The sequence below is a fragment of the Haloferax sp. Atlit-6N genome, assembly GCF_003383195.1.
GTDB lineage: Archaea > Halobacteriota > Halobacteria > Halobacteriales > Haloferacaceae > Haloferax > Haloferax gibbonsii.
Map to the genome: position 1 here is coordinate 84,906 of NZ_QEQJ01000003.1, position 17,629 is coordinate 102,534.

15 protein-coding genes and 1 pseudogene are annotated in these 17,629 nt (G+C 69.4%); 15 read left to right on the top strand and 1 reads right to left on the bottom strand.

Annotated features, from left to right (window positions below):
- Window positions 1-67 precede the first annotated feature (67 nt).
- From cbiT to DEQ92_RS12785, 11 genes and pseudogenes are all read left to right on the top strand, one after another.
- A complete protein-coding gene (gene cbiT, locus DEQ92_RS12735) occupies window positions 68-622 on the top strand; it encodes a precorrin-6Y C5,15-methyltransferase (decarboxylating) subunit CbiT (protein WP_004972122.1) in 555 nt (184 codons plus the stop codon).
- Window positions 619-1,326, top strand: coding sequence for a cobalt-factor II C(20)-methyltransferase (locus DEQ92_RS12740; protein ID WP_008097003.1), 708 nt, complete (start codon window positions 619-621; stop codon window positions 1,324-1,326). Before cbiT ends, DEQ92_RS12740 begins: the two co-directional genes overlap by 4 nt.
- On the top strand, window positions 1,323-2,159 hold the full coding sequence (cobM, locus tag DEQ92_RS12745; RefSeq protein WP_115820905.1) for a precorrin-4 C(11)-methyltransferase: 837 nt from the start codon (window positions 1,323-1,325) through the stop codon (window positions 2,157-2,159). Before DEQ92_RS12740 ends, cobM begins: the two co-directional genes overlap by 4 nt.
- The gene (gene cbiG / locus DEQ92_RS12750; RefSeq protein ID WP_049968712.1) at window positions 2,156-3,124 is read left to right on the top strand and encodes a cobalt-precorrin 5A hydrolase; all 969 of its coding nucleotides are present in this window, start codon (window positions 2,156-2,158) and stop codon (window positions 3,122-3,124) included. The genes cobM and cbiG overlap by 4 nt, the downstream gene beginning before the upstream one ends.
- Entirely contained in the window at window positions 3,121-3,978 is an 858-nt protein-coding gene (locus tag DEQ92_RS12755; protein ID WP_049968713.1) for a precorrin-3B C(17)-methyltransferase, read from the top strand. Before cbiG ends, DEQ92_RS12755 begins: the two co-directional genes overlap by 4 nt.
- A 3-nt stretch (window positions 3,979-3,981) precedes the next feature.
- The gene (gene cobJ / locus DEQ92_RS12760) at window positions 3,982-4,962 is read left to right on the top strand and encodes a precorrin-3B C(17)-methyltransferase (RefSeq protein ID WP_115820906.1); all 981 of its coding nucleotides are present in this window, start codon (window positions 3,982-3,984) and stop codon (window positions 4,960-4,962) included.
- Between the two features lies 1 nt (window position 4,963).
- Complete coding sequence (locus DEQ92_RS12765; RefSeq protein WP_004972134.1) at window positions 4,964-5,218, top strand: ferredoxin; 255 nt, start codon at window positions 4,964-4,966, stop codon at window positions 5,216-5,218.
- Window positions 5,215-5,886, top strand: a complete 672-nt coding sequence (locus DEQ92_RS12770; RefSeq protein ID WP_115820907.1) for a cobalamin biosynthesis protein — start codon at window positions 5,215-5,217, stop codon at window positions 5,884-5,886. Before DEQ92_RS12765 ends, DEQ92_RS12770 begins: the two co-directional genes overlap by 4 nt.
- Complete coding sequence (locus DEQ92_RS12775; protein ID WP_004972139.1) at window positions 5,883-7,103, top strand: CbiX/SirB N-terminal domain-containing protein; 1,221 nt, start codon at window positions 5,883-5,885, stop codon at window positions 7,101-7,103. Before DEQ92_RS12770 ends, DEQ92_RS12775 begins: the two co-directional genes overlap by 4 nt.
- A gap of 2 nt (window positions 7,104-7,105) precedes the next feature.
- Entirely contained in the window at window positions 7,106-7,483 is a 378-nt protein-coding gene (locus DEQ92_RS12780; protein WP_115820908.1) for a DUF3209 family protein, read from the top strand.
- 6 nt (window positions 7,484-7,489) lie between these two features.
- Window positions 7,490-8,745 (top strand): annotated as a pseudogene (locus DEQ92_RS12785) (PQQ-binding-like beta-propeller repeat protein).
- Window positions 8,746-8,781: 36 nt separating this feature from the next.
- On the opposite strand, the gene DEQ92_RS12790 reads toward DEQ92_RS12785, so the two are convergent.
- On the bottom strand, window positions 8,782-10,902 hold the full coding sequence (locus DEQ92_RS12790; RefSeq protein ID WP_115820909.1) for a VWA domain-containing protein: 2,121 nt from the start codon (window positions 10,900-10,902) through the stop codon (window positions 8,782-8,784).
- Window positions 10,903-10,946: 44 nt separating this feature from the next.
- Here DEQ92_RS12790 and cobN point away from each other — a divergent pair, with 44 nt between their 5' ends.
- From cobN to DEQ92_RS12810, 4 genes are all read left to right on the top strand, one after another.
- Complete coding sequence (gene cobN, locus DEQ92_RS12795; protein WP_115820910.1) at window positions 10,947-14,807, top strand: cobaltochelatase subunit CobN; 3,861 nt, start codon at window positions 10,947-10,949, stop codon at window positions 14,805-14,807.
- The gene (locus DEQ92_RS12800; protein ID WP_115820911.1) at window positions 14,800-15,480 is read left to right on the top strand and encodes a precorrin-8X methylmutase; all 681 of its coding nucleotides are present in this window, start codon (window positions 14,800-14,802) and stop codon (window positions 15,478-15,480) included. Before cobN ends, DEQ92_RS12800 begins: the two co-directional genes overlap by 8 nt.
- A complete protein-coding gene (locus DEQ92_RS12805; RefSeq protein ID WP_115820912.1) occupies window positions 15,473-16,297 on the top strand; it encodes a cobalt-precorrin-7 (C(5))-methyltransferase in 825 nt (274 codons plus the stop codon). Before DEQ92_RS12800 ends, DEQ92_RS12805 begins: the two co-directional genes overlap by 8 nt.
- A gap of 75 nt (window positions 16,298-16,372) precedes the next feature.
- Window positions 16,373-17,569 carry an ABC transporter substrate-binding protein gene (locus DEQ92_RS12810; RefSeq protein ID WP_115820913.1) on the top strand — a complete coding sequence of 399 codons (1,197 nt, stop codon included), beginning with the start codon at window positions 16,373-16,375 and terminating at the stop codon, window positions 17,567-17,569.
- Window positions 17,570-17,629 lie beyond the last annotated feature (60 nt).

A 17,629-nucleotide genomic window follows, 5' to 3' on the forward strand; every position in this document is an offset into this window, starting at 1 on the left:
TATGAAAGTTGATTTGCTGTACTCCAAGCACAATTGTTTTCAAACCGCGCCCGGATTGTCGAGTCGAATGTCACAGGTAACGCTCCCGCACGACGCCAAGGCGGGACCCACGAAACCGGAGGTGAGAGCGGTCACGCTCGACAAACTCGGCTTGCGGCCGACGGACCACTTCGTCGACGTCGGCTCCTGTACCGGCTCGGTCACCATCGAGGCGGCCCGGCGGGCCGAGCGCGTGACCGCCGTCGAACGGAAACCGAAGCGGCTGGACGTGACGCGGAAGAACCTCGGGGCGAACGACTACGACGCCGACGTGACGCTCCGCGAGGCGGAGGCCCCCGAGGGGCTTCCGGCCGACGCCGACGCGATGTTCGTCGGCGGGAGCCGGAACTTCGAGGCCGTCCTCGACCACGCCGTCGAGACCGGCGTGGACCGAGTCGTGATGAACGTCTCGCGGGTCGAACCAGCCGGCGACGCCATCGAGGCGTTCCGCGAGCGCGACCTGCTCTCGGAGGTCGTCCAGTTGCAGGTGAGCCACGGCTACGAACTCGCCGGCGCGACGAGTTTCCGGTCGAACAACCCGGTCTACGTCGTCGTCGGTCGGCGGGGCGCGGAGGGGCTATGACCGTCTACGGCATCGGCCTCGGCCCCGGCGACGCCGACCTCGTGACCGTCAAGGGGAAACGCCTGCTCGAATCGGCGGCGGTGGTCTACTCGCCCGGCCGACTCTCGCGGACGGTCGCGCTGAACCACGTCCCCGAGGAGCGCATCGGCGACCTCGACTTCCCGATGACGCGCGACCCCGACGAACTCCGCCGCGCGTGGAAGGAGGCCGCCGCCGAGGTGGCCGCCCGCGCCGACACGGAGGACGTGGCGTTCGTGACCCTCGGCGACCCCAACGTCTACTCGACGTTCGGGCACCTCCGCCGCACCCTCGACGCGTTCCACCCCGAGGTCGACCTCGAAGTCGTCCCCGGCGTGAGCGCGATGACGGCCTTCACGACCGTGCTCGGCGTCGAAATCGAGTCCGGGACAGGGCTCGCGCTCCGCGAGGCCGCGAACGGCTCCGCGCCGACCGGCCCCGACCGCATGGTGCTGTTCAAGGTCACCGACGCGCCGACGACCCACGAGAAACTGACCGAGGCGGGCTACGACGTTCGGTTCGGCCGCCGCCTGTTCATGGAGCAAGGCGAGACGGTCGTCACCGACGACCCCGACGAACTCGCGGAGCGCGACTACTACACGCTGGCCTACGCGGAGCGCGAGGGCGTCGAGCGCGAGGTGGCGACCGCCGCGTTCGACGGCGTCGAATCGGGAGGGTCGGCGTGAGCGTCGACGGCGACGCGGACACCGGCTTCACCGACGAGGAGGGAATCCCCTTCGTCGGCGCGGGACCGGGCGACCCGGACCTGCTCACTGTCGCCGGAAGAAAACTCGTCGAGGACGCCGACCTCGTGGTTCACGCGGGGTCGCTCGTCAACAGCGAGCTCTTAGACGTGTTCTGCGCCGACGCCGAACGAGTCAACAGCGTCGGCAAGGACCTCGAAGAGCTGATTCCCCTGATGGCGGAGGCCTACGAGTCGGGCCGGACCGTCGTCCGACTCCACAGCGGCGACCCGGCGATTTACGGGGCCGCCTTGGAGCAGATGGACGCGCTGGCCGAGGCGGGCGTTCCGAGCTACCTCGTCCCCGGCGTCACCTCCGCGTTCGCCGCGAGCGCGACGCTCCGCACCCAGTTGACGCTGAACGAGGTCTCGAACCACGTCGTCTTCACTCGACCGCGGGGTCGGACGCTCTCGCCCGAGGAAGACCACATCGGCGACTTCGTCGGCTTCGGCGACACCACGGTCTGCATCTACCTCGGCACCCACGCCGTCGCCGAGACGATGGACCGACTACTGGACGAGGGCCACGACCCCGACACGCCCGTCGCGGTCGTCTACCACGCCTCGTGGCCTGACGAAGACGTTATCGAGGGGACCATCGAGACCATCGGCCAGCGGGTCGAAGACGCGGGCTACCGCGCCTCGGCGCTCGTCATCATCGGCGAGGCGGTGAACGGCTCGAACTACGAGCGGTCGTTCCTCTACGGCGACTGGGCCCGCGGCGGCGACGCGCCGAACGACGAACCCGATTCTGAAACAGAGGGGCAGACACAATGAGCGGCAACTCGACAGACTCCGAAAGCGGCCACTGTAGTACTCCCGACAGCGACGGCGAGGTCGCCGACGAAATCGCCATCGTCAGCTTCGAACGAAAGCTCGACACGGCGGAAGAAATCAAGCGCGACCTCGCGGACGACTACGACCGGATAGACGTTCTCACCTACCACGGCGACGTGTTCGCCGACCACTGGGGCGAGTACGACTGCTTCGTCGGCCTCATGGCCAGCGGCATCGCCATGCGGAAGACCGCGGGCCTCCTCGACGACAAGTGGGAGGACCCGGCGGTCGTCGTCGTCGACGAGGAACTGACGTGGGCGATTCCGCTCACCGGCGGCCACCACGGCGCGAACCAAGTCGCCTACGACCTCTCGAAACTCGGGGCCGTCCCGGCGATGACGACCGCCTCGGAGGCCGCGGGCAAACAGGGCGTCGAGAGCAAGGCGAAGGCGCTCGACTCCCACGTCGTCAACGGCGATTCGACCGTGGCGACGAACCTCGCCGTCCTCAACGACGAACTCGGCCCGGTCGCCCGACTCGACGGCCCGAAGGCGGTCCTCGTCGGCGACGACGTGACAGTCCTGAAGCGCAACGGCGACGACGGCGTCGTCCTCGGGACCGGGAGCGTCTCCGGCGCGAAGAAAGCGCAGTTCCTGACGGCGTGGGAGCGGGCGCTCGACGACGCCGACCGCGACTGGGACGACGTGGAGTTCGTCGCCACCGGCACGCGAAAGGCGGACGAACCCGGTATGCTCGACGCTGCCGAGGAAATCGGCGCGGGCGTCGTCTACTTCGAAAAGGAGACCCTCTCCGAGTTCGAGGGACCGACGCCCTCGCGGTCGAAGGAACTCATCGGCTGGCCCGGCATCGCCGAGGCGAGCGCCATCGCCGGCGGCCGCGACCACGAACTGGTCGTCGAAAAGCGGCGCTACGACGACGCCGTGACCGTGGCGGTGGGACGATGAGCGACGGCGGCGAACCGGCGTCCGGCTCCAGCGGCCGCGACGAGGTGCCCGACGACTACGGGACGCTCTACGTCGTCGGCATCGGCCCGGGCCTCCCGGACCACATGACCCAGCGGGCGAAGGAACTCGTTTCGACCTCGGACTGCGTGGTCGCTTCGAACCTCTATCAGGAGTTCCTTCGCGACGACGGAACGCTCCCACCCGAAGAAAGCGACGAGGGGCCGGAAGTCGTCCGCTCGTCGATGGGAAAGCAGGTCGAACTGACCCGCGAGGCGTTCGGGCGCGTCCGCGACGGCGAGGACGTGGTCCACGTCTCCGGCGGCGACCCGAACGTCTACGGGAAGTCCGACCTCGTGTTCACGATGGCGGAGACGGACGAGGCGACCGACGTGCCAATCGAAATCGTCCCCGGCGTCACCGCGGCGCTCGGCGGCGCGGCCATGATGGGCGCGCCGCTGTCGAACGACTTCTGTACGGTCTCGCTGTCCGACAAGTGGCGCGGCTGGGACGAAATCGAAGAGAAACTGCGCGCGGCCGCCATCAGCGGCTTCGTCATCGTCCTGTACAACTGCTGGCGGAACTACGAACGCGCCATCGACGTGGTCCGCGAGGAGCGGGCCGACGACGTACCGGTCGGCATCTTCAACGACGCCGGCCGCGGCGAGGCGGGCCGCAATCTGGACGACGAGACGTTCTCGGTGACGACCCTCGGCGACGCGAAAGCCCACGACGACGACGTGGGCGGGATGGGAACCTCGATTCTCATCGGCACCCACGAGACCGAACCCTGGAGCAACGACTACGAAACGTATCTCGTCACGCCCCGCGGCGGGCGCGACGTCGACGACTTCTAACGCATGAGCAAATCAGACACGGAATCCGAATCGAAGTGCGGCGGAGCGACGGCGGAATCGACTGACGCAGCCGACTCAGAATCGAGGTGTGGCGCGTCGTCCTCGAAGGGCGACGGCGACGCTGCTTCGAAGTGCGGCGGCAGTTCGGGCGGTTCGAAGAAGGGACAGACCGCCGAGAAGGTCGAAGCGACCATCGAGGACTTCGACGGCGAACCGGGGCAACTCGTCGCCGTCGGCCTCGGTCCCGGTCGTGCGAGCGAGATGACCACGCTGGCGAAAGACACCCTCCGCGAGGCCGACCACATCGTCGGCTACACGACTTACATCGAACTCCTCCCAGACGACATCGTCGAGGGCGCAGACGACATCTACTCGACGCCGATGTGCGGCGAGGTCTCTCGGACCGAGGAGGCGGTCGACCGAACGCTCGCCGGCAACGACGTGGCCATCGTCGGGAGCGGCGACCCCAACGTGTACGCGCTGGCCGGGCTCGCGCTCGAAATCCTCGAATCGAAGGGCGCAACCGCGAGCATGGTCGACTTCGACGTGGTCGCGGGCGTCCCGGCGGCGCAGTCCTGCGCGGCCCGGCTGGGCGCGCCGCTCGTCAACGACACCGTGACCATCAGCCTCTCGGACCACTTGACCTCGATGCCGACCATCGAGTCGCGACTCCACACGGCCGCCAAGGAGGGCTTCACCATCGCCATCTACAACCCGTGGAGCCGCAAGCGCCGGTCGAACTACGAGAAGTGCTGCGAGATTCTCCTCGAACACCGCGCGCCCAACACGCCGGTCGGCATCGTCCACGGCGCGGGCCGCGACGACGAGGAAGTCGAAATCGTCGAACTCCGCGAACTGCCCGACCTCGGCGAGACCGACCTCGTGGACATGACGACGACGCTGCTTGTCGGCAACGAGGAGACCTACGTCTGGGACGACCGGATGGTGACGCCGCGAGGCTACGAGCAGAAGTACGAGTACTGAGATGTTCGAAATCGCAATCGACCGAGACGCCTGCGACGGCATCTTCGCCTGTCTCGCCCGCGACGGGCGGTTCGTCGAGGACGACGACGGCCTCGCCACGATCGACCCCGACGCGGCGGGCGTCGTGCGCGTCAAGCGCACCGACGAACGCGTCGTCGCTCTCCTCGAAGGAGACGCCGAGGCGGACGAAGACGCGGCGCTCGCGGCCCGAGCCTGTCCGCCCGGCGCGATTTCGGTCCGGGAGGTGGACGCGTGAGCGACGTCGGCGTCGACCCCGCGGACGACCTCCTGGAGAGCGCGCCCGAGACGGCCTACCTGTGGGGCCACGTCGCCGGCGGCGGCCGCGTCGAGCCGGGGCAGTTCACGGCGCTGACGAACGACGAGACCTGCGCGAACCGCCTCGCGGCCATCGCCGGCGGCGGCGACATCGACCGCCGGGAGACGGAACGAGAATACGCGCACAACACCGCCGTCACCCGCGTCAAAGACGAGTACCACGTCATGGTCGAAGGCGACGTGGTCAGAAGCGCGAGCGCCGCGTTCGGCCTCCCCGTCGGCGACGACGCCGGCGGCTACCGCTTCGACGCGTTCGAAGACCGGCGAAAACAGCTCCTTCGGGGGCTCCTCGAATCCTGCGGGACGGTCTGTTTCAAGTCCTCGGTGGGGACGGTCGGCATCTCGTTCGTCCACGACGACCGGGCGCTCCTCGACACCGTGGACCGACTGCTCGACGCCTGCCCCGCTGACGCGCCGACCGGCCCGATTCAGGAGACCTCGTCGGGCGGCCACTGGTTCGGTATCGACGACGACGCGGCCGCCGGCTTCGGCGAGTGGGTCTACGAGGGCAGCGACGGGACGAGCCTGTTCGCGCCGACGCGGCGGCGAAAGCTCGTCCGCAGTCTCGAAGAGGCCGAGAACGCATGAGCCTCGAACGGCCCGACCCGGCGCTCGACGACGACGCGGTGCTCCTCGTCGGCCACGGCTCGCGCCGCGAGGCGTCCAACGAGCAGGTGCGGACGCTCGCGGCGAAATTGGAGTCGCGGCTATCGGTTCCGGTCGACGCGGCGTACATCGAACTCGCCGAGCCGTCGATAGACGACGCAATCGAGTCGCTGGCACCGACCTGCCGGACGATGACCGTCGTCCCCCTCTCGCTTTTCGCCGCGAGCCACGTGAAAAACGACGTGCCGCTGGCGGTCCAGCGGGCCCGCGCGACCCACGACGACACCGAGTTCCGGTTCGGGTCGCACCTCGGCATCCACCCCTCGCTCGTGGACCTGCTGGACGAGCGGGCGCGGGCGGTCGAGTCCGACCTCGGCGTCGACCGCGAGGACGACGACGTGGCGGTCGTGCTCTGCGCCCGCGGGTCGAGCGACCCCGACTCGAACGGCGACGTGCACAAACTGGCGCGCCTGCTGTACGAGGGCCGCGGGTTCACCCGCGTCGAATCGGCGTTCATCGGCGTCACCACGCCCCGGTTGGAGGAGACGCTTCACACCGTCGCCAAGGACCGCCCGGACGCGGTCGTCGTCCTCCCGTACATGCTCGGCGACGGCGTGCTGACGGGGCGAATCGTGGACACGGCCGAGACGTTCGACGAGGAGTACCCCTACGTCGACGCCGGCGCGTCGGGACCGCTCGGCGCGGACGACCGGGTGGTCGAGACGCTCGCCGACCGGTATCGAGAGGCCCGCTCCGGGAGCGTCGAGATGTCCTGCGACACCTGCAAGTACAAGGTCGAACTCGCCGGCTACGAGGACGACGAGGGCGGCGCGCGCGCGATGCTCCGCTCGCTCGTCCATCAGGCCGAACACGCCGACCGAACCGACGTGGACGACGACCCGCACGTCCACGACGCCCCCGAGAAACACGTCGCGGTCTGCACGAACCAGACCTGCGCCGCCAGCGGCGCGGCGACCGTCCTCGAAGAGCTCAGACAGGGCGTGCGCGACGCCGATGACTGCGACGTGCACGTCTCTCGTAGCTCGTGTCTCGGCCAGTGCGGCGACGGCCCGATCGTCGCCGTCTACCCCGACAGCGTCTGGTACGGCGGCGTGACGCCCGACGACACCGACCGCATCGTCTCGTCCCACCTCGAACGGGACCGCATCGTCTCGAACCTCGTCCACCAATCACTCTAACCATGGCCTGCGCAGAACTCGAAGCGCTCCGACTCGCGCTGTTGAACATCACCGGAACGACCGACGAACACGCGAAGCGACACGCCGAAGCCGAACTCGAAGACTACCTCGACGACCCCGGCCCGATTCAGGCGCTCGCGAACGCGACCACCCTCGACGAGGCCCAGCGGCATCTCGACGCCGCGCTCGTCGACCTCGAAGAGGAGGCGACGCGAATCGACGAGGACGACCCGCAATCGGGCTACCTTCGGGGACGGCTCGTCGCCGTCCGCGACGCCGAGCGGTCGCTTCGCCGCATCCGCGAGGGAGCCGATACGTTCCTCGACGACCTCGGAGAGACGCACCACACGCTCCACGACGCCTTCCCCGTCGAGGACTGAGTCCCGATGGCACCGTCCCCACTCACGGCCCGCCGCGACCTCGGGGAAGTCGAGCCCGCGAGCAGTCGCCACAACTGGGCGCGCTCCGCGGTCGAAGCGACCGCCGACGCCGTCTTCGTCGGGACCGCGGACGGCCGCGTCGTCGCGCTGGAGACTGCTACCGACGCGACCAGTGCCTCCGACGCCGCGCCCGACGCCGGCGAGCGCTGGCGGGCGCGCGGTGAGCACTCCGTCGTGTCGATGGCCGCGACAGACGACGCCCTCGTCGTCGGCGAGCGCGGCGGCGACGGGCTGGTTCGCGTCCTCGACGCCGAAACGGGCGTCGCCCGCTGGACGTACGCGACGGCCGACGACGTGGGCACGGCGACGAAGGACTCGCTGTTCTTCCGGCCGTACGTCGTCGACCTCGCGGTGACGGGCGACAGGGTCGTCGTCGCCGCCCGGCGCTACGAGCGGGACGGCGAGGACAGGGCCTGGCGGAGCGTCGTCCTCGGGTTCGACCGAGACGGACGGCTCGCGTGGCGCAGACACGTCCACGCGTCGCCCATCGCGGTCGCCGCCGAGGGGGACCGCGTCGCCGTCGCGTACAACCGCTGTCCGAACCCCGAACAGGACGGTCTCGTTCTCCTCGACGCACACTCCGGGGCGCGGGTCGCGTCGTGGGACCCCGACACCGACGGGGACCGACGCGCCGGCGACGTGGCCTTCGCGGGCGACGCCGTCGCCGTCGCCAGCCACGGCGACAAACGCGGCTACCTCATCGATTTCGACGGGCAGACGCGGTGGCGACTCGACCTCGCGACCGAGCGCCGCGTCGGCGACGAGACCGTCTACGCCTACCCGAACCACGTCTGCGTCGCCGACGGAACCGCCGTCTTCGTCACGGGGAACACGTTCGCCGAGTCGACCCGCGACCCGGACGCGCGACACCCCGACGAACACACCGCGGTCGGCGTCTCGGTCGACGAGGGCGAGCGCCTGTGGACCCGCGACACCGGCGGGTTCGCACGGGCGGCCGTCGCCACCGACTCGCGGCGTTCGTGCCGTCCGCCCAGCACTTCCGGGAGCGAGAGGCCGAGCGCCACGGCGTCCACGTTTTCGCCCCCGACGCGGGGCACGTCGAAACGGAGGGACTCCCCGGTATCCCGACCGCCGTCGCCGCGGGCGGGGGCGTCCTCGCGGTGGTCGAAGAGCCGGTCGAGTACCACGACGAGGGCGTCACTCGCGGGGCGTACCGACTCCGCACGCGACCGATTCGATAGGAGCACACCATGCCAAAAGAGACGACCGAGTCCCGGCTACTGACCGTCTGCCGAGCGCGCGGCCTCGGCGACCCGCTCGGCCGACAGGTCGGACAGGGGAATGCGCCGCGCGCCCGTCTCGGAGACGAGGATGTCGGTCACGCCGATACCGTCGTCGCCGGCGTCGACGACGACGACCGAGGCGTCGGCGGTGGCGAGGTGCCGCGCCGCCGACCGGGTCTGTCCGGTGGGACTGCCGTCCGCGACGTTGGCCCGGCCGTCGGTGACGACGACGACGAGCGCGGCGTCGGCGTCCGAGCGGTCGATGACCCGGCGCGCGGCGTCCAGCCCGGACGGAAGCGGCGTCCTGTCGCCCGTCGGGAGCTCCTTCAGGTGCCGCGCCGCCAGCGTGACGCTGTCGGTCGGCGGGAGCAACACCTCGGCGTCGTCGCCGGCGACGGCGACGAACGCGACCTCGTCGCGCTGTTCGTAGGCGTCTTCGAGGAGCGACAGCACGGTGCCTTTCGCCCGCCGCATCGCGGCGCGCATCGACGCGCTCGCGTCCACGACGAACACGACGAGCGTCTCGGCCGACCCGCGGGCGACCGCGGTTCTGAGGTCCGACCGGGTGACGCGGGAGCGCCCGGCCGAGGCCGCGGCCCGGACCGAGGCGGGAACGTCGATGTCGTCGGTCTCGGTCGCCGGTTCGGTCCGCACCCGCGAGCCTCGGCCCTGCCGCGACTCCCGAACTGCGGCGCGGCTCCCGTCACCGGGCGTCTCCGCGTCGAGGGTCGCCTCTTCGACCGGCGGGCGCTCGGAGTCGCCGATGGCGGCCCGGCTCTGCCCGGGGAGAAGCGGCGTTGCTTCGTCGGGGTCGTCGTCTTCGGGGGCGCTCTCGTCGGCTCCGCCGACCGCTCCACCTCGGTCGTCGCAGCCGGCATCGTCCCCGTCATCGTCGTCCCCGGCATCGGAATCAGAAGAATCTCCCGCGGCGTCGGAACCGGCTTCCTCGCCACCGTCGTCGTTGCGGCCGTCGCCTCCACCGTCGTCGTCTCTATCGCCACCATCGCCGTCGTCTCCCCCGTCACTATCGCCGTCGCCACCGGCACCTTCGCTCCCGTCACCGCTACCATCCTCCTCGCCGTCACCGTCGTCCCGGTCGTCTTCCCCGTCGAAGTGGTCGTCGAGCACGTCGTCGACGTTCGGGTCGTCGTCGAACGGGCGGCTCCGAAGTCGGTGCGGGAGCGCGAGCGCGGCCGCCTCGCGCACGTCGCTTTCGAGCACCTTCGTCCGGCCGTCGAGCGCCGCGAGGGTGCGGGCCGCGCGGGCGATGGCGATGTCGGCGCGGTGGCCCTCGACGCCGGCGTCGACGCAGAGTTCGGCGATATCGCGCTTGAACTCGGCCGGGAGCGCGACCGAGTCGAGGCGGTCCGTCGCCTCGCGGAGCGCGGTTGCGAGCGCCGCCGTCCCCTCGCGGTGGGCGTCGGCGACCGTCTCCGGGTCGTCGCCGTCCGCCAGCGCCCGGTCGATAATCTCCACGCGGTCGTCGATGTCGCGGCTGCCGACGACGGTCGCCTGGAGAGCGAAGCGGTCCCGGAGCTGGGGGCGGAGGTCGCCCTCCTCGGGGTTCATTGTCCCGACGAGGGTGAACTCGGCGGGGTGTTCGACGCTCACGCCGTCGCGCTCGACGCGGTTGACGCCGCTCGCGGCCGCGTCCAAAAGCAGGTCGACGAGGTGGTCGTCGAGGAGGTTCACCTCGTCCACGTAGAGGATGCCGCGGTTCGCGCGGGCCAAGAGCCCGGGGTCGAACGACGCCTCCCCGTCGAGCGCGTCGGCGACCGAGAGCGTGCCCGCGACCTGGTCGCGGGTCGCGCCGAGCGGGAGCGTCACGAGCGGGACCGACCGGCGCTCGACCGCGGGGTCGTCGCGGGCGCGACACGAGTCGCACTGGCGGGCCGGATCGTCCGGGTCCGGCGGACAGCCGTACGGACAGCCAGCGACGACTTCCTGTTCGGACAGGAGGTCGGAAAGCGCGCGGACCGCGGTCGACTTCGCGGTTCCCTTCTCGCCGCGAACGAGGAGTCCGTCGAGGTCGTCGTTGGCTCCGACGGCCAGCAACGCTCGTTTCAGTTCGTCTTGCCCGACGATAGCCGAGAACGGCAGCGTCTGAGTCGTCATCGAATGCGAAATCGTACTTGCAGTAAGACAATAACACTTTATCAATGACACCGACAATCGGACTGTACACAGCGACGGAAAACGAGTTGGGCGCGGTCCAGCGGGCCGCGCGCCGACTCGACGGAATCGACCTCGTCGTCCGCTCCGCGAGCGATTTGGACGACGTGATCGACGCGGACGCCTTCGTCGACGAGTTGGAGTCGGCGACGGCGGCCGTCTTCTGGCTCCACGGGGCCGAAGACAGCATGCCCGGCTACGACCACGCGGTCGAACGGCTCGAAGCGGCCGGCGTGCCGCTCGTCGTCAAGGCCACCGGCGACGCCTTCGCGCGGCGGGACACGACCGTCGCCGACGCGGACCGCCGGCGCGTCTGCGACTACCTCGACCGCGGCGGCGCGGTGAACGTCGAGAACCTCTGTCGGTTCCTCGCCGCCGAGTACGCCGGCGTCGAGACCGAAGTCGACGACCCGGTCGAACTCCCGACAGAGGGCGTCTACCACCCGGACTACCCCGGCGTCGAGTACGACGAACTGCTCGACACTCACGATCCCGACAAGCCGACCATCGGCGTCTGGTTCTACGAGTCCCACTGGACGCACGCGAACACCCGGTACGTGGACGCGCTCGTGGAGCGACTCGAGTCGCTCGGCGCGAACGTCCTGCCCGCGTTCTGCAACCCCGCGACCGACGAGGAGGGACAGGAGAACGCCGAGTGGGTCGCGCGAAACTGGTTTTCGGACGACGACGGCCCCGTCGTGGACGCGGTCGTCAGCTCCTTCATGTTCTCGCTGTCGATGAGCGAGCGCGGCCGCGACGCCGACGACGAGGGCGCGGACGCCGAGGACGTGTTCCTCACCGAACTCGGCGTTCCCGTCTTACAGGCCGTCACGACCATGCGCTCCCGAAGCCGGTACGAGTCGAGCGACACGGGCGTGATGGGCTTCGAACTCGCGCTGTCGGTCGCGCTCCCCGAGTTCGACGGCAACGTCATCACCCACCCGATAAGCGGGAAAGAGCGGATGGAAGACGAGGCGGGTGTCGGGAGCGCGCCGAAACAGCACTTCCCCATCGAGGACCGGGTCGACCACGTCGCCCGACTCGCGGTCAACTGGGCGCGGCTCCGCCACCTGCCGAACGACGAGAAGCGCGTCGCGGTCGTCCTCCACAACTACCCGCCGAGCGACGACGGCATCGGGACGGCCTTCGGGATGGACAGCCCCGCGAGCACGGTCAACCTCCTGTCCGAACTCCGGGGTCGGGGCTACGCCGTCGGCGACCTCCCCGCGGACGGGCAGGCGCTCATCGACGACCTCACCTCGCAGTTGACTCTCGACGACCGCTGGGTCGCGCCCGAGGACGTGCGTGACCTGAGCGTCGACGTGGTCTCACCCGACCAGTACGCCGACTGGTTCGCCGACACCGACGAGCGATTCCGAGACAACGTCGTCGACGAGTGGGGCGACCCGCCCGAGCGACCCTTTGCGATTCCGGGCGTCGAGTTCGAGAACGTCCTCGTGACCGTCCAGCCCCCGCGCGGCTTCGGGATGGACCCCTCGAAAGTGTACCACGACTCGGACCTCCAGCCCCCGCACGACTACGTGGCGTTCTACGCGTGGCTCCGCGAGGCGTTCGAGGCCGACGCCGTGGTCCACCTCGGCACCCACGGCAGCCTCGAATGGCTCCCCGGCAAGACCGTCGGCCTGAACGGCGAGAGCGCCCCGGACCAACTGGTCTCGGCCCTCCCGAACGTCTACCCGTACATCATCAACAACCCCGGGGAGGGGACGCAGGCCAAGCGCCGGTCCTACGCGGCCATCGTGGACTACCTCACGCCGGTCATGCGCACCGCGGGGACCTACGACGACCTCGCGGACCTCGAAGAACTCGCCCGCGAGTACCGCGAGGCCGGCATGGATGAAGCCCGACCGGAGCGCGGCGACCAACTCCGCGAACTCCTCCTCGACGCGGTCGACGACCTCGACCTCGCGGTCGAACTCGGGTTCGAAGACGCCGACGCGGTCGGTGACGCAATCGGCGACGCGGATGCCGAAGTCAGTTCCGAGCAGGTGGACTTCGACGACCTCGTCGAGCGCGTCCACGAGTACCTGACCGACGTGAAGACGACGCAGATTCGGATGGGTCTCCACACGATGGGCGAACCGCCCGAGCGCGACCGACTCGTGGAGTACCTCGTCGCGCTCACCCGCCTCCCGAACGCCGACACGCCGAGCCTCCGCGAGAGCGTCGCGGGCGTCATGGGCGTCGACTACGACCGGATGCGAGACGAGCCGGGGACGTACGACGACGACCTCGGGATGTACCTCTCGGAGGCCGCAGACCGCGTCTACGACCAGTGCGTCGAACTGGTGTCGGCCCTTGCCGAACGCGACTTCGACGTGCCCGAGTCGGAGGCCGACGCCGACCCCGACGACGAGGTGAACATGAACCTGCTCGTCGTCGATATCGACCGACTCGGCGACGCGCGGGCGAAACGCGGCGCGCACGACGACCTCCGCGAGGTGCTGGCGTTCGTCTGCGACGAGGCGGCCCCGCGAATCGCGGCCGCTGAAGACGAGATTCCGCAGACTGCGGACGCCCTCGACGGCGAGTACGTCCGCCCCGGCGGCTCCGGCGCGCCGACCCGCGGCGGGGTGGACCTGCTTCCGACCGGGCGGAACTTCTACACGCTCGACCCGCGGAAAGTCCCGGCCAAGCCGGCGTGGAGCGTCGGCGAGCGCGTCGCCGAGGGCGTTCTGGACCGCCACTACGACGACCACGGCGAGTACCCCGAGGAGTTCGGGGTCGTCGCGTGGGGGACGCCGACGGTCCGGACCCGGGGCGAGACCATCGCGCAGGTGCTCGCGTTCATGGGCGTCGAACCGGTGTGGACCGACGCGGGCCGCGTCGACGACGTGGAGCCGATTCCGCTGGACGAACTCGACCGCCCGCGAATCGACGTGACCACCCGCGTCTCGGGGCTGTTCCGCGACGCGTTCCCGCAGGCCGCGAGCGTCGTCAACGACGCCGTCGACGCGGTGGTCGAACTCGACGAGCCCCACGAGATGAACTACGTGAAAAAGCACGTCGAGGAGGACGCCGCCGAGTTCGAATCGGAGGGCGTCGACGCCGACGAGGCCGAGACACTGGCCAAACACCGCGTGTTCACGACGACGCCCGGCGGCTACGGCGCGGGGACGAACAAGGCCGTCGACGAGGGCGAGTGGGACGACCGGAGCGACCTCGCGGACGTGTTCGTCCAGTGGGGCGGCTACGCCCTCGGGAGTCGCGGCAGCGTGACCGAGGCCCACGACGCCTTCGAGCGACGCCTGAGCGGGGTCGAAGCCACGGTGAAAATCGAGGACACCGCAGAGCAGGACGAGTTCGACTCCTCCGACTGGTACGCCTTCCACGGCGGGTTCGTCTCCGCCGTCGGCGAGATTTCCGAGAGCGACCCGGCCTCGTACGTCGGCGACTCCAGCGACCCCGACAACGTCAGCGTCTACACGAACGAGGAGAAGGTCCGCAAGGCGATGCGGGCGCGCGTCCTCAACCCCGACTGGCTCGACAGCATGGAGGAACACGGCTACAAGGGCGCGGGCGACCTCTCGACCACGGTCGACGTCGCGCTCGGCTGGGACGCGACGACGGGTGTCGTCAGCGACACCCTCTGGGAGAGCCTCGCCGACGCCTACGCCTTCGACGAGGACCGACGGGAGTGGCTGCGCGACGTGAACCCGTGGGCGCTCGAAAGCATCACCGCGACGTTCCTCGAAGCCATCGACCGCGACCTGTGGGACGCCGACGACGGCGTGAGAGAGCGGTTACAGGACATCAACCTCTCCGTGGAGGGCGACCTCGAAGCGAGCACGACGAACGCCATGACGCAGACCCAATCCGATGACTGAACGAGACGCCTACGCCGACCTCGGCGCGACGACGCAAGAAGCGATGGACATCGCGGAGACGAGCATGGACATCGTCCGGACGTTCGTCCCCGACGAGACGCTGACCGACCGACTGCGACAGAAGGCGGTCCACTCGACCGGCGACATCGAGTTCCAGCACCTCATCCGGTGCCAGAACGACCCGGTCGTCGCGGGCGCGAGAGCCGTCCTCGACGAGCGACCCATCGTGACCGACATCACGATGGCGAAAGCTGGCGTCACGGGCCGCGGCCACGACTGCCCGGTGCGGAAGGCAATCGGCAACGGAGCCGAACTCGCCGCCGAGACGGGCATGACCCGGACCGCGGCCGCGGTGCTCGAACTCGACAAGCGGGGCGTCTACGACGGCGCAATCGCGGTCGTCGGCAACGCGCCGACCGCCGCGTTGGCGCTGTGCGACTGCATCGAAAACGGGACCCGACCGGCGGCCGTCGTCGCGACGCCCGTCGGGTTCGTGAAGGCCGAAGAGAGCCGAAAACGCGTCCGCGAAATCGCCGACGAGTACGACGTGCCCGCGGTGACGAACGTCGGGAAACGCGGCGGGAGCGGCCTCGCGGCCGCGCTCACGAACGAGCTGATTCACGTCGCGAGCGACGTTCGAAACGGCGACGTGGACCTCGCAAACCATGAGTGAGGACGACCCGTACGACCTCGATTCCGGGCCGGACCCGGCGGCGTTCGCGGCCGCCGCGCCCGAACCGAGCATCGACGGAATCGACGGGAGCGGCGAGGACGCCGAGGGCTCCGCGGTCGCCGACGCGCCGGTCTACGCGGTCGGAATCGGCCCCGGCAACCCGGAGTATATGACGCCTCGCGGGCGGCGAGCGATTCGGGAGGCAGACGTGGTCGTCGGTTTCGAGACGGTCGTCGACTTCGTTGCCGACGAGACCGACGCCGACCTGCTCACCTGCGGCTACGCCGACGAAGCAGAGGCGCTGTCCGAGTTCGGGAGGCGCGTCGCGGCCGGCGAGCGCGGGACGGCGGTCCTCATGGGCGACCCGAACCACTCGGGCTACCAGTTCCTCGGGAAAGTCCAGCGGGCCGTCGAGCGACCGGTGCGGGTGATTCCGGGTATCTCGTCGCTCCAGATAGCCGCGAGTCGCGCCCGGACGCCGATGGAGGACACGCGGTTCGTCACGCTCCACAAGAGCGGGTCGCTCGACGCCGACCTCGACCGACTGGCCGGGGCGGTCGGCGAGCGCCACCTGCTCGTCCTGCCGCGGCCGTTCGACTGGATGCCGGGCGACATCGCGGAGTTCCTCGTCGATTCGGGCGCGGACGAATCGCTGGACGCGCTCGTGCTCGAACGGCTGACCCACGACGACGAGCGAATCACCCGAACCACGCTCGGCGACCTCCGCGAGTCGGCCGGCGGGAGCGGTCCCGACTCGACGCCGTACTCGGATCTCTCGGTCCTCGCCGTCAGAGCGCCCGTCGACGCGACAGACTGAGCCGCCCCACACGGCGGTAGTTAGGCTCGCCTAAATTTCGAAGACGTTTTAACCATTTAGGGAAGCCTAAAACACATGGCAAACGACGGACACAGCGGTCGAGAATCGACGCGGCGCGAGTATCTGCAGTACGGCGGGGCGGTCGTTGCGGGTGGTCTGCTCGCCGGCTGTACCGGTGGCGGCGGGTCGGAGACGACCGAATCCGAAACCGAGACGACCACGGCGGCGACGACCGAATCGACAACCGAGGCCGAGACTGAGACGACGACCGAGACATCCGAGTCCTACTCGGTATCGATAGAGCCGATGGGGGAGGTCACGTTCGACTCGGTCCCGGAGACGTGGGTCGCGAACAACGGCAGTTGGGCCGACATGGGCGTCGCGCTCGGCCTCGACGCGCCGATGGGGGTCTGGCTCACCGGCCGGTACCACACGCAGTACTACGACGAGATTCCGGGCGTGAGCGTGGACAAATCGTCGATTCGACAGCTCTGGGGCGACAGCGGCGTCGGCAAAGAGCAGTTCTACGACATGGACGCGGACGTGCACATCGCCGACCCGAACTTCCTCAAGAACCGCGGTCAGTGGAGCGACGCCGACGTCGAGGAGATCAGCACGCAGGTCGGTCCGTTCTTCGGCAACAGCATCTTCTCGCGCGGCTACGCGTGGCACGATGACTACCGTTACTACGACCTCTACGAGGCGTTCGAGAAGCTCTCGCAGGTGTTCCAGCGCGAGGACCGCTTCGAGGCGTTCGAACAGGTCCACGACGAGTTCCAGGCGAACCTCGCGTCGGTCGTCCCCGGGCAGGGGGAGCGGCCCTCGGCCGCCGTCGTCTGGGGCGGCGGCGACGAACCCGAGGAGTTCTACCCCTACATCATCGACGAGGGAACGAGCTTCAAGCACCTCAACGACCTGAAAGTCAACGACGCGCTCGCGGCGACCGACGTGAAGGACTTCTTCAGCAACCGCGGCGCGGTCGACTTCGAGACGCTCTTGGACGTCGACCCCGAGATAATCCTCCTGCGCGGACAGGAGGCCAAGGACCGCGAGGAGTTCCAGAACACGGTCATCTCGTTCATGGAGAACCACGAGGTCGCGAGCGAGCTCACCGCCGTCAAGAACGACGACGTCTACCGCGCCGGCGGACTCTACCAGGGCCCCATCACGAACCTCGTCGTCACGGACCGCCTCGCGCAGACGCTGTACGACGCCGACGAGCGCCTGTTCGACGCCCAGCGCGTCAGCGACATCGTCAACGGCGACCTGTAGTCGGTCCCGCTTCGCGGCCCCGCTTTTCCCGTTTCGCTCCGCCGTCGAGCGGCGCGTTCC